Here is a 12,945-nt window from a genome sequence, read left to right as displayed (position 1 = left end):
AATGGAGGATGACTGCCCTCTTGATTAAGCTAATCTTATAACAAGTATACAAAATTTTCTTGCGATTCATGAAAAAAGAAAGATGCAGCTGCTGACGAGAGAGGGAGGAATGACAAAGTGGAGACCCGGGATTACTTAATCAAACCAATGTTGAATCAGCATTATCCTGTGGCTGTGAAAGGAGAGGGGATTTATTTATATGATCGGGACGGGAAAAAATATTTAGACGGCTCATCTGGTGCTGTCACGGCAAGTATTGGACATGGCATAAGAGACATCATTGATGCCATGACAGAGCAAGCGGAAAAGGTGAGCTTTACGTACAGATCACAATTCACAAATGAACCAGCTGAAGAACTTGCCTATGAATTGAGTACGCTCTGCCCAGGGAACCTGAACTGGTCTTTTTTTGTCGGAAGCGGATCAGAGGCTACAGAGACCGCCATGAAAATTGCCATTCAGCATTGGCAAGAGCAGGGGAAGGCTGAGAAGAATCACATCATCTCAAGATGGATGAGTTATCACGGCATCACACTTGGTGCGCTGTCGATGTCAGGACATATTGCAAGGAGAGAGCGCTTTGAACCACTACTCGAAAAACACCCGGTGCTGTCTCCGCCATACAGCTACCGTTCATGGCTGCCAAAGGAAGAAAGCAAACAGGTCGAATGGTATGTCCAGGAATTTAAAACCGTCATTCAGCGTATAGGAAAAGAGAGGATTGCGGCTTTTATTGCAGAGCCGATTGTTGGAGCAGCGGGCGCGGCACTTGTACCGCCAGATGGATATTTTGAGGCGATGAAGCGAGTTTGTGAGGAAAACGATATTTTAATGATTGCAGATGAAGTCATGACAGGCTTTGGACGAACTGGGAAAATGTTTGCCATGGAACATTGGGGCGTCGTACCAGATATTATGGTACTCGGAAAAGGCATGAGCGCCGGCTATTCACCGATTGCGGCAGCTGTCTCAGCGGATCATGTGATTGCACCGATTCTCAGCGGTTCGGGCTCTGTGATGGCAGGCCACACATATAGCGGCAATCCGCTTTCAGCAGCCGTCTCACTGGCTGTCATTCGATATATGAAAAAACACCAGCTTTCAGAACGGGCTGATTTGTCTGGCCGATATTTAATGAATGCTTTAAAGGATTTGCAATCAAAACATTCCATTATAGGAGATGTGAGAGGAAAGGGACTGCTCATTGGCATTGAGTTTGTCGCAGACCGATTATCGAAAACACCATTTCCTGCCCATGCTCAAATGACGCATTTAGTTGTGGAGACGGCCAAGCAGAATGGTTTGCTTGTTTACCCAGCAAGCGCTGGAGAGGATGGCGTAGGAGGTGCAGCAGTCATGATCGCACCGCCGCTTTCCATCACGCAGCAGGAGATGGATGAACTCATTCATTTATTCGGGCAGACAATGACGCAGGTTGAACAAGAAGTCATCAATCGAGGGTTTTTCCCATCTGCGATGTAGGGAGGAAAGATAATGAACAAAACAGCGAACTTTGATGAAGTCATCACGCATTTTAGAGACGGAATGACTATCATGTTTGGCGGGTTTGGCGGTGTGGGATCACCGCCATCATTGATCGATGCCATCCTAGAAGCCAATATCAAAGACCTGACATTGATCGGAAACGATGCAGGCTTCCCGCAAATCGGTGTTGGCAGGCTGATCACAGAAGGAAGGGTGAAGAAAATCATTGCTTCACATATTGGCTCTAATCCAATTGCCGGGCAGAAAATGCAGGCGGGTACACTAGACGTTCTTTTTTACCCGCAGGGCATCCTAGCGGAAAAGATTCGGGCAGGCGGAATGGGTTTAGCGGGCATTGTGACAGATGTCGGCATGGATAGCCTCAATCTTGATGAGAAACAATTGGTTCCGCTAGGTGGAAAGCAGTATATTCTTGAGCCTGCGCTGACTGCGGATATTGCGATTGTGAATGCCCTCAAAGCAGATGAAGCAGGGAACCTGATTTTTGATAAAAGTGCACGGAATACAAACCCGATTGTGGCGATGGCAGGAGACTGGACCATTGCAGAAGTAGAAGAGATTGTGCCTGTGGGCAGGCTTCATCCAGAGGAAATTGTGACGCCAGGCGTATTTGTGAACCAGATCGTGCAATCAAAAGGAGTGAACTGGACATGGGCATGGGAGACATCGATTTAAGACACCGCATAGCGAAACGTGCGGCACAGGAAATTGAAGATGGGATGATCGTCAATCTTGGGATCGGCATCCCAACCCTTGCAGCTGAATACATCCCAGCACATTACGAGGTGTGGCTGCATGCAGAAAACGGCATTATGGGAGCAGGCGCTTCACCAGCACGAGGGGAAGAAGACCCGAATTTGTGCAATGCCGGAGGTTTCCCTATTACGTTAACAAAAGGCGGCTCATATATGGACAGCACAACCGCTTTTGGCATCATTCGCAAAGGGATGCTGGATATGACGATTTTAGGTGCACTTGAAGTCAGCAGTCAGGGGGATCTTGCGAATTGGATTGTACCAGGTAAACGAGTACCGGGTATGGGCGGAGCGATTGAACTCGCGCAAAAAGCGAAAAAGGTAGTAGTCGTGATGAGCCACCTTGATAAACACGGACAATCTAAGATAAAAGCCGCCTGCACGCTGCCTTTAACAGCTAAGTCTTGTGTGGATCTGATTATTACAGATATGGCAGTCATTGAGGTCAAATCACAGCTGCTCATTTTGCGTGAAGTCATGCCGCCGTTTCAGCCGGAAGATGTCATGAGGGCGACAGAGGCGCCGCTCATTTTAGCGCCTGATGTCAAATCTGTTGTGTAGAAAGGATGACCGACTTGCAGCCAACCACACGTATCAGAAACTGGATGAAAGAGCATAAGGAGGAAGCCGTGACGCTTCTTCAGCAAATGGTGCAATGTGACAGCACACAAGGAAATGAGCAAGAGGTACAGCAAATCGTAGCAAATAAACTTTCTGCCATTGGCTTTGATGTTGACGTATGGGACATTGGCGGAGATGACTTGCTGAACCACCCGTATTTTTATTCCCCGAGGCGTTCTTTTAAAGGAAGTCCTAATGTCGCCGGACGATTGAAAGGAAAAGGCGGCGGCAAATCTATTTTATTAAATGGGCATGTGGATGTTGTCCCAGCAGGAGATCACAAACAATGGACATATGCGCCTTACAGCGGGCATATCATAAACGGGAGACTTTATGGACGCGGGGCAACAGATATGAAAGGTGGAAACGTTTCTTTACTCTTTGCACTTGAGGCACTGCATGCACTTCAGATTCCGCTGAAGGGAGATGTCGTGTTTCATAGTGTTGTTGAAGAAGAGAGCGGCGGTGCAGGCACCCTTGCAGCCATACTGAGAGGATATACAGCAGATGCAGCCATCATCCCAGAGCCAAGTCATATGAAAATCTTTCCGATTCAGCAAGGATCTAAATGGTTCAGACTGCATATTAAAGGAAGGGCTGCTCATGGCGGAACAAGATATCACGGCGTTTCTGCTATAGAAAAGAGCACGATTGTCCTTTCACATATAGCGGCATTAGAAGAAGAAAGAAATCAGCGAATCACGGAGCCGCTGTTTCAGCATATCCCAATTCCGATTCCGATCAATGTCGGGAAAATTCAAGGCGGTGATTGGCCATCCTCTGTAGCAGACATTGTCACAATGGAAGGCAGGCTCGGGGTGATGCCGGGTGAGACAGTAGAACAGGCGGAAAAGGAACTAGAAAATTGGATGGCAGGACTCGGAGAAAAAGATGAATGGTTCCAAGAGCATCCTGTTGAGGTCGAATGGTTTGGTGCAAGATGGCTTCCGGGTTCAATCGATACGGATCATCCGCTTTTAGGTTTATTGAAGGAACAATATGAAGCGGTCATGAAGCAGCCGCCGAAGGTCGAAGCCGCCCCTTGGGGAACTGACGGCGGATTACTGTCACAGGCAGCAGGTATTCCCATTATCGTGTTTGGACCTGGAACAACAGAGCTTGCCCATTTTCCGAATGAATCTATCGACATTGAGCATGTGATAGAAGCAGCAGAAATTATCGCAGGGACAATGGTCGAATGGTGTGAAGCAGCGGAATGAGATGAAATGAACATAAAAAAGAAGGCTGCCTTACTCAGCCTTCTCTTTATGTGTGTCCTGCTGCTCACACATATATGTCACTGGACAAAAACGAAGAATGCCAGATCCTAGTTTCATACCGCCAAACATGATGCCCCAAAGCAGCATTTTACTCCATGGTTTTCTAGCATATAAGGATCCAGCTACAGTACATATTGTCATTCCGCAGGCAATTCTAATGAGCGCTTCCATTAAGCCGAGATTAGGTTTCATTGAAGGTGAATCTCCTTTTTTAAATTATTTTAAGTGTGATTTCAAGAAATTGTAACGTTTCATTAATGCGTAACGTGGTTCGTTATGTTACGATAGGGCTAATACAAATGAAGGAGAGTATGTGAATGTCCGAACGTACTTTTAATTGGAGAAATAATGACATCCGCACACAAATCGATGTAGTCGACTCAAAAATAGTTCCAACACTCCTTTTAACGAATGGACTCGTGCTTAACCCGTTTTTGAAACAATGGGTGAAGGCAAATATTTGGATACATGATGATCGAATTGTTTATGTCGGAGCAGAGCTTCCTCAAAATAAATCAGCTAAACGTGTGATTGATTGTGAAGGGAAATACATTGTGCCTGGGTATATAGAGCCTCACGCGCACCCGTTCCATATTTATAATCCCCAATCACTTGCAGAATATGTGTCTCAATTTGGCACAACAACAATGGTCAGCGATAACTTATTTCTTCTTTTGCAAAGCAATGAAAAGAAAGCGCTTTCCACTCTATGTGAATTAAAAAAGCAGCCATTTCAGTATTTCTGGTGGTCCAGATACGATCTTCAAACGGAAGTCAGATATGAAGATGAGATGCTGCCAGTCAACTACCGGAAGGAATGGATTGATCATCCTGACGTCCTTCAAGGCGGCGAATTAACAAGCTGGCCAAGATTGATGGACGGTGATGATCTCATTTTATATTGCATGCAAGAAACGAAGAAGCAGAGAAAACGAATTGAAGGGCATTTCCCTGGAGCTTCTGAGAAAACGCTAACAAAAATGAAGCTGTTTGGCGCGGACAGTGATCATGAAGCTATGAATGCGGACGATGTGTTAAAACGCTTGTCCCTTGGCTATCATGTTTCATTGCGGCATTCTTCCATCCGCCCAGATTTAGTGAATATTTTAAGAGAATTGCATGAGCGTGATTTTAGACACTATGACCACTTTTTCTATACAACAGATGGTGCTGCTCCTCACTTTTATGAGGAAGGCATGATTAACCGCTTGATTTCGATCGCCCTTGAAGAAGGCGTGCCGATCATTGATGCGTATAATATGGCGACATTTAACATTGCAAAATACCATCAAATTGATGACTTATTAGGCGTTGTCGGTCCTGGACGGCTGGCTTCTTTGAATATTTTAGATGATCCAATGAACCCAAATCCTGAAACGGTCATATCTAAAGGGGTTATCCTCAAATTAGATGGCGAGAACCAGCATCAATTCCAAGAAACAAAATGGGAAAATGGCGGGCTTCTTCCATTAGATTTGGGGTATGATCTGACGATGAGTGATTTGCAATTCTCTATGCCGCTAGGTGTGAAGATGAGAAATGCCGTCATCATGGAGCCTTATACAGTGGAAATTGATAACTCAATCAACCAGCTGTCATGTGATCATGATCAAAGCTTCTTTAGCCTGATTGACCGAAAAGGCGAGTGGCGTGTGAATACGATGCTAAAAGGGTTTGCAAACAAAGTGCAAGGCTTTGTCAGCTCATTTTCGCTCACGGGTGATATTTTAGTGATCGGGAAAAATAAAGAGGATATGATGCTGGCACATAAGCGGATGAAAGAAATTGGCGGGGGAATCGTCCTCACAGAGAACGGGAAAATTTTGCATGAAATCCCGCTGCAATTATCAGGCTGTGCATCGGCTGAACCATTTGAGACTGTTCTTCAGCAGGAACAAACATTACGCGAGCTGCTCATTGAGCGCGGCTATCCATTTGACTGCCCAATTGATACACTTGTCTTTTTCCAAAGTACACATTTGCCATATATTCGAGTGACGCCAAGAGGAATATTTGATGTCATGAAAAAAACTGTACTCTTTCCGTCTATAATGCGTTAAAATATAACAGAGTGGAGCTGTATCATCTTTGCCGCATTTCTGACTGCTGTTATAGGGCAGAAGTGAGCTATGGTTCTCTTCACTGCCATGTAAGTGATCATGATCTTATGTGGAGCTGTTGACAAAGCAGAGGGCTTTGACATGACGAATGAAGTACTCTAATTGTAAAATGATTCTGTCGGTTACGCTGACCGGCCAACATATTTTGAATGATCGAGCAAGGCGGGGCGCATATTTGTGGGTCTCGCTGAGCTTTCCGCAAAGTCTATATATTAGGGCAGAAGACCTAACCAAGCAGAAGTCATCTTTATACCGGAAGCAAACAAGTTTGTCAGATTGTCATACAAGGAAAATGACAGAACTTGTCGAATTTGTTTACGATAAAGAAGCTTCGGCTTACGAAAGAACCTGACGGCATTTTCAGCGTAGAACCAAACCTGTCATGATCTGTTCAAAGCTCATTGCTGAGGTTTTAAAAAAATTAGTCAGGAAAGATACCGCTTTCTTAGAAGAAGATCGTGCGAAGCGGTGTGGCAATAGTAAAGGAGAAGATGTATTAAGATGCAAATTGATAAATTAAGGGGCAAAAGTTTAGATCAGTTATTCAACTCCATCTTATCCCTTAAAGACCTGGAAGAATGTTATCGATTCTTTGATGATTTGTGTACCATCAATGAAATCCAATCTTTATCACAGCGTCTTGAAGTAGCACGTATGCTTCGCGAGGGAAACACGTATCATAAAATTGAGACGGAAACAGGTGCAAGCACTGCAACCATCTCACGTGTCAAACGCTGCTTGAACTACGGCAACGATGCCTATACGATGGCACTGGACCGCGTAGCTGAACAGCAGGAAAATAACGAAACAAAATAAAGCAGCTTTCACTGTAAACAATCCTTTTTACGAAAAATGGACTTGTTTGCAGTTTTTTTATGAAAAGCGGGCAGGGACTGATAAATTGTCCCTGTTTTTTTAATTTAGCTCGCCCATAAACCATCTTTCTCATTCATAGGAGATGTCATATTCGTTTGAGATGATTTTCTTAAACTCTACTGTTTGCTAACTTTATACGAAAATGTCAATAAAAAAAGGCGCGTTTCCGCACCTTTTCAAGCTAGACAGATGGCTGTGTGCCTGAGAACATCGGCACTTCGCTTGTCTCGCCATTCTCTTGTCTAAAAATAATATGTTTTTCATTAAAATGAATAGGCGATTCTATTCCCGCAGCTGCGGATAAGTTAAATAAACCTTCTCTAAGAGACAGGATATAATTGCACACTCGGTATTTTTTTTCTTCAATTGATAAACCCTTTTGCAGCTTTGGATCAGTTGTGGCGACCCCGACTGGGCATTTATTCGTGTGGCAGACTTGGGCGCGAATGCATCCGACTGAAAACATGAGACCTCTAGCAATATTCACAAAGTCAGCTCCCATTGAAAGGGCAATCGCAATTTTATCTGGCGATAGAAGCTTGCCAGAAGCAAAGAGCTTTACCTGATCTCTGACACCGTATTCTTTCAAAATTTGATGAACCATAGGGAGTGCCGTGAAAATTGGCAGCCCTGCGGAATCCGCCAATTCATGAAAGGACGCCCCTGTACCGCCTTCTCCGCCATCAACTGTAATGAAATCAGGGTGTTTCCCGCTTTTTTTCATGTAGCTGGCAAGCTCTTCAATATTTTCTTTATGTCCGACAACAAGTTTGATTCCAACTGGCTTTCCGCCTATACTCCGCAGCTCCTCAATGAAATCAAACATGTCAGGAATGGAGTGGAACATCTCAAAGCGGTTTGGGCTGTCAATGGATTGGTGAGGCGGTAATTTACGGATATTCGCAATTTCTTCCGTCACTTTTTCGCCGTCAATATGACCGCCGCGTGTTTTTGCTCCTTGTGCCAGCTTGAGTTCAAAGGCTTTGACTTCCTCGTGCTCGCTTTTTTTCTTGAATTCTTCAAAGGAAAATGCGCCATCCTCTGTTCTAACGCCAAATAAACCGGGCCCAATCTGACAAATGATATCTGCGCCGCCTTTGAGGTGATAAGGAGAAAGACCGCCTTCACCTGTGTTCATCCACGTACCGCCGGCCATTTTTAATCCTGAGGATAGAGCGGTAATGGCCCTGTCGCCTAAGGAGCCGTAGCTCATAGCGGATTGACCGATCAGTCCTTTCACATGGAAAGGCTTTTGACATGTGTGTTCGCCAATGACTTGTACATCCTCTTGATGGAGAAAATAAGGATTTGCTTCGACTTCTTTGAAATGTTCACTTCTTCGCAGTAAATTGTCTTGATCAATTTGATACACTTTCGTTTTGATTTTTTCAGATTGATCGATTCGTAGTTCATCTCGCTGCTTTGGAAACAGGACGTTTCGAATGTAATAGCCTGGCTTGTCAAAATCACGTTTTGATCCAAAGCCCATCGTCCGGCTTTTGTACTTTCCTGACATGACCGCCTGCTCGTATTCTCTTCTTGAGAAGGGCAGCTCCTCTCGGTCATTCAGAAACAGATATTGGCGAAGCTCAGGTCCTATTTTTTCAAAGATAAACCGCAGCTTTCCAATGACCGGATAATTTCGCAGAACTGAATGTTCTTCTTGTTTTTCATCCCTCATCCAAATCCAGATCAATAGAATGATTGGGATGATCAAAAAAATGATTAGCAATGTGCCGATGATCATTAAGGTTGTGGTCATGAAGATCCCCTCTTTTCTCTTTCATTGCTGTTGTTATTCCACTTTTCATAAAAAGAGAAACCACCTCAACATATTGTGATGTTTAGAAATGAAAAGGCGGGGTAACTTACAAATAAGATCATAAGGGGAGGGAACATACATGAATAAGCGTCCAAATGCGTATGTACTTGCAGGATTAGGGGTTGGAGGAGCTGTGTTATTAGCGGTAAAAAATAAACAGCATCTGAAAAAATGGGCAAGCATGTTCCGGTCAGATGAAAAGGTTCCTGAAAAAGCCGGCCACCCAGATCCATTAGATATCCAAGACAACAAGATGGTCGACGAAGGGGCCATGACATCCGTCCATTATTTTAATGAAGCGAGACAATAGTTTGAAAAAAAACCGTTTTGAAAGATCAAAACGGTTTTTTTCTTGTGATGTTATAGCGAAAAGGATCGACAATGGTAAAACCGATCAGCCCATTGTGATCAGATGTCGAGAACTGAAATTCAATGCCTGACAGATGATAGGTTGAGAGAACTTCCTGATCCGTCAAACGTAAAGAAAGATGATCCTCATAAACCGGTGCATTCCGCAGCACTTCGGATTCTTCTGCAAATAACTCCAATCCAGCCACTCGGTCCTCTTTATCGATATCTACATTGATACATTCATTGACATCTAATTCAATGGTTTCTTTGATTTTCAAACGCTCCGATTGCGGGGGGATATAGATGTATCCGATATCTATACTTTGTTCATATGTAATTGTTCTTTTCAAAAGAGTCACCTCTGTTCAATAGATCTTTTTTATATCTATAGTAAAATATTCCTTTATTGTATAATAGCATGTGACAAAGTGCCAAAATATCAACCTCTTTCAGCTCCTCTCCAAGTCGATTTTTTCATCTATTCTCCAGCCATTTTATCTAAAGTCACAATCGCTCATTTTCAAAAGAATGAAACTTTTAGCTGAAGGAGGTTACCCATTTTTTGCGGCCTTTGATTTTGTTATAATATTTAAATGGAATGAAACGAATGGAGGAACGTTTTTCATGTATGATGTTACCGAGTGGAAGCATGTCTTTAAACTCGATCCAAATAAAGAAATTTCCGATGAACAGCTAGAAGCGATTTGCGAATCTGGGACGGATGCCATATTGATTGGCGGAAGTGATCATGTGACAGAGGACAACGTGCTTCAATTGATGTCAAAGGTCCGCCGCTTTCTAGTGCCATGTGTGCTCGAAATCTCCACACATGAGATGATTGTGCCGGGCTTTGATCTGTATTTCATCCCGACTGTCTTAAACAGTACTCACCCTGACTGGATTGTCGGGCTTCATAAGGACGCGATGAAGGAATTCGGTGATTTGATGTCAATGGAAGAGATTGTGCCTGAAGGTTATGTGATCTTAAATGAAGATTGTAAAGCGGCCATGCTCACAGAGGCAAATACAGCGCTGGATATCGATGACGTCAGGGCATATGCAAGAGTGGCAGAGCATTTGATGAAGCTGCCCATTTTTTATCTGGAATACAGCGGAACGCTTGGAGACATAGAGCTTGTCAAAGAAACAAAAGCAGTGCTTGATGAAACAGTTCTTTTTTATGGCGGCGGCATCGAGAACGCTAAGCAGGCAAAAGACTTCTCCCAGCATGCAGACGTCGTGGTTGTAGGAAACGTCATTTATGACAATTTCAAAGAAGCATTAAAGACAGTGGATGCAGTCAAAAAGTCATCATAGTCAAATTAGACGAAACGGGTTAAAATAGAACATAAGTTCGAATTGGCGGTGAATGGAATGAATGAAATATCGAATCATCTATTAGAAGGGCTGAATGACGCACAGAAAGAAGCAGTCAAAGCAACAGACGGTCCTTTATTGTTGATGGCAGGAGCAGGAAGCGGGAAGACACGGGTGCTCACACATCGAATTGCCTACTTAATGGCAGAAAAGCATGTGGCGCCGTGGAACATTTTAGCGATTACATTTACAAATAAAGCAGCACGTGAAATGCGTGAACGTGTCCAGGCTATTTTAGGACCTGGCGCAGATGACATCTGGATCTCTACGTTCCACAGCATGTGTGTCCGTATTTTAAGACGCGATATTGACCGCATTGGTGTGAATCGCAACTTCTCTATTTTAGACACATCTGATCAGCTTTCAGTCATTAAAAACATTTTAAAAGAACGGAATATCGACCCTAAAAAGTTCGACCCACGCAGCATTTTAGGATCGATCAGCAGTGCAAAAAACGAACTCATTGACGCAGAGGAATACGCCAAATCAGCCGGTGATTTCTATGATCAAGTGGTCAGAGATGTCTATACAGATTATCAAAAGCGTTTACTCAAAAACCAATCACTCGACTTTGATGATTTAATTATGATGACGATTCGTCTATTTGAGCGCATCCCTGAAGTGTTAGAGCACTATCAGCGGAAATTCCAATATATTCATGTGGATGAGTATCAAGATACGAACAGAGCGCAGTACATGCTTGTGAAACTGCTCGCGCAGCGTTTTCAAAATATATGTGTTGTCGGTGACTCTGACCAGTCTATTTATCGCTGGCGCGGAGCGGATATTACAAACATTCTCTCCTTTGAAAAAGATTATCCATCCAGTGAAGTGATTCTGCTTGAGCAAAATTACAGATCGACGAAACGCATTTTGCATGCTGCAAATACGGTGATTCAAAACAATGCAAACCGAAAGCCAAAAAATCTTTGGACAGAAAATGATGAAGGCGCGAAGATAGCCTATTACCGTGCAGATAATGAATTCGGTGAGGGACAATTTGTCGCAGGAAAGATTCGTCAGCTTCATCAAAGCGGAAAGCGTAAATTATCCGATTTTGCGATCCTTTACCGCACAAATGCCCAGTCTCGTGTCATAGAGGAAACGTTAATGAAAGCCAACATTCAATACAACATTGTCGGCGGCACGAAGTTCTATGACAGAAAAGAGATCAAGGACATCTTGGCATACTTACGCCTAGTGGCAAACCCAGATGACGATATTAGTTTTGCACGAATTGTCAACGTACCAAAGCGCGGAATCGGTGCGACATCTGTTGATAAAATTGCAGCATATGCGGAGATGAATGACCTGTCTATGTTTGAAGCACTTGGTCAGGTGGATTTCATTGGACTGAGTGCACGAGCAGCCAATGCGCTTGATGAGTTCAAACAGCTCATTGATCAAATGACGAACATGCAGGATTATTTATCTGTCACAGAATTAACAGAAGAAATCCTAGAGAAAACAGGCTATCGTGAAGCGCTGAAGCTCGAAAAAACGATTGAAGCACAAAGCCGCTTAGAAAATATTGACGAGTTTCTATCCGTCACGAAGAACTTTGAAGAACAGAATGAGGACAAGTCACTTGTGACCTTCCTGACAGATCTCGCCCTCGTCGCAGACATTGATAAGCTGGATGAAAATGAAGAAGAAGATCAGGATGCCGTCATCTTAATGACACTTCACGCTGCAAAAGGTTTGGAATTCCCTGTTGTTTTCTTAATGGGAATGGAGGAAGGTGTCTTCCCGCACAGCCGTTCATTAATGGAAGATGCAGAGATGGAAGAAGAACGCCGCCTCGCTTATGTAGGCATCACACGGGCTGAAGAAGAGCTTTATTTATCAAGTGCGAAAATGAGAACACTTTTCGGCCGGACGAACATGAACCTTGAATCAAGATTTATTCGAGAAATACCAGCCGATTTATTGGACAACCTAAATGAGAAAAAAGAAACAAAAACACCGTTTGGCCAAACAAGAGAAAGACCGCAAAGACGGGGGCCTGTCTCACGTCCGCAAACACAAACCATTCAAAACACAGGCGGTGGCAGTATTGGCTGGGCTGTGGGCGATAAAGCGGTCCATAAAAAATGGGGCGTTGGTACGGTTGTGAGTGTGAAAGGCAGCGGAGACAGCACAGAGCTTGATATTGCGTTCCCAAGCCCTACAGGCATTAAGCGTCTTCTCGCAGCATTTGCACCAATCGAGAAGCAATAAACTGATAGGACTGACAA

At 43.8% G+C, this 12,945-nt stretch carries 12 protein-coding genes; 9 read left to right on the top strand and 3 right to left on the bottom strand.

Going from position 1 to position 12,945, the window contains the following annotated elements; translation table 11 throughout:
• The first annotated feature begins 117 nt into the window (after positions 1–117).
• From AC3WTB_RS17980 to AC3WTB_RS17965, 4 genes are read left to right on the top strand one after another with little or no spacing between them, the layout of a single operon-like run.
• Positions 118–1,482 carry an aspartate aminotransferase family protein gene (locus AC3WTB_RS17980; RefSeq protein ID WP_099662990.1) on the top strand — a complete coding sequence of 455 codons (1,365 nt, stop codon included), beginning with the start codon at positions 118–120 and terminating at the stop codon, positions 1,480–1,482.
• A 12-nt stretch (positions 1,483–1,494) separates the two neighbouring features.
• A complete protein-coding gene (locus AC3WTB_RS17975) occupies positions 1,495–2,181 on the top strand; it encodes a CoA transferase subunit A (protein ID WP_224930630.1) in 687 nt (228 codons plus the stop codon).
• Positions 2,157–2,822: a 3-oxoacid CoA-transferase subunit B gene (locus tag AC3WTB_RS17970; RefSeq protein WP_047202795.1), complete on the top strand. Its 666-nt coding sequence runs from the start codon at positions 2,157–2,159 to the stop codon at positions 2,820–2,822. Before AC3WTB_RS17975 ends, AC3WTB_RS17970 begins: the two co-directional genes overlap by 25 nt.
• Positions 2,823–2,836: 14 nt before the next feature.
• The gene (locus AC3WTB_RS17965) at positions 2,837–4,102 is read left to right on the top strand and encodes a peptidase (protein ID WP_492334059.1); all 1,266 of its coding nucleotides are present in this window, start codon (positions 2,837–2,839) and stop codon (positions 4,100–4,102) included.
• Positions 4,103–4,132: 30 nt separating this feature from the next.
• Here the strand turns inward: AC3WTB_RS17965 and AC3WTB_RS17960 are convergent, their stop codons facing one another.
• Positions 4,133–4,354 carry a YgaP family membrane protein gene (locus tag AC3WTB_RS17960; protein WP_492334058.1) on the bottom strand — a complete coding sequence of 74 codons (222 nt, stop codon included), beginning with the start codon at positions 4,352–4,354 and terminating at the stop codon, positions 4,133–4,135.
• 125 nt (positions 4,355–4,479) lie between these two features.
• On the opposite strand from AC3WTB_RS17960, the gene AC3WTB_RS17955 reads away from it, so the two are divergent.
• Together AC3WTB_RS17955 and AC3WTB_RS17950 are read left to right on the top strand one after the other, a co-directional pair.
• Positions 4,480–6,222, top strand: coding sequence for an adenine deaminase C-terminal domain-containing protein (locus AC3WTB_RS17955; RefSeq protein WP_099662993.1), 1,743 nt, complete (start codon positions 4,480–4,482; stop codon positions 6,220–6,222).
• A 561-nt stretch (positions 6,223–6,783) separates the two neighbouring features.
• The gene (locus AC3WTB_RS17950; RefSeq protein ID WP_024424524.1) at positions 6,784–7,098 is read left to right on the top strand and encodes a YerC/YecD family TrpR-related protein; all 315 of its coding nucleotides are present in this window, start codon (positions 6,784–6,786) and stop codon (positions 7,096–7,098) included.
• Positions 7,099–7,339: 241 nt separating this feature from the next.
• Here the strand turns inward: AC3WTB_RS17950 and AC3WTB_RS17945 are convergent, their stop codons facing one another.
• The gene (locus tag AC3WTB_RS17945) at positions 7,340–8,920 is read right to left on the bottom strand and encodes an FMN-binding glutamate synthase family protein (protein ID WP_041087101.1); all 1,581 of its coding nucleotides are present in this window, start codon (positions 8,918–8,920) and stop codon (positions 7,340–7,342) included.
• A 139-nt stretch (positions 8,921–9,059) separates the two neighbouring features.
• Between AC3WTB_RS17945 and AC3WTB_RS17940 the strand changes: the two genes are divergently transcribed.
• A complete protein-coding gene (locus tag AC3WTB_RS17940) occupies positions 9,060–9,290 on the top strand; it encodes a YbyB family protein (RefSeq protein WP_039176971.1) in 231 nt (76 codons plus the stop codon).
• Between the two features lie 25 nt (positions 9,291–9,315).
• Here AC3WTB_RS17940 and AC3WTB_RS17935 read toward each other — a convergent pair whose 3' ends face one another.
• Complete coding sequence (locus tag AC3WTB_RS17935; protein WP_492334057.1) at positions 9,316–9,681, bottom strand: DUF2283 domain-containing protein; 366 nt, start codon at positions 9,679–9,681, stop codon at positions 9,316–9,318.
• 274 nt (positions 9,682–9,955) lie between these two features.
• Between AC3WTB_RS17935 and pcrB the strand changes: the two genes are divergently transcribed.
• Complete coding sequence (pcrB, locus tag AC3WTB_RS17930) at positions 9,956–10,648, top strand: heptaprenylglyceryl phosphate synthase (RefSeq protein ID WP_492334056.1); 693 nt, start codon at positions 9,956–9,958, stop codon at positions 10,646–10,648.
• A 57-nt stretch (positions 10,649–10,705) separates the two neighbouring features.
• Positions 10,706–12,928, top strand: a complete 2,223-nt coding sequence (gene pcrA, locus AC3WTB_RS17925) for a DNA helicase PcrA (RefSeq protein ID WP_492334055.1) — start codon at positions 10,706–10,708, stop codon at positions 12,926–12,928.
• Positions 12,929–12,945: the final 17 nt, after the last annotated feature.

The sequence above is a fragment of the Bacillus sp. EB106-04-04-XG123 genome, assembly GCF_058791855.1.
Note: the sequence above shows the minus strand (reverse complement) of the source record. Positions and strands in the feature narration are given on the sequence as shown.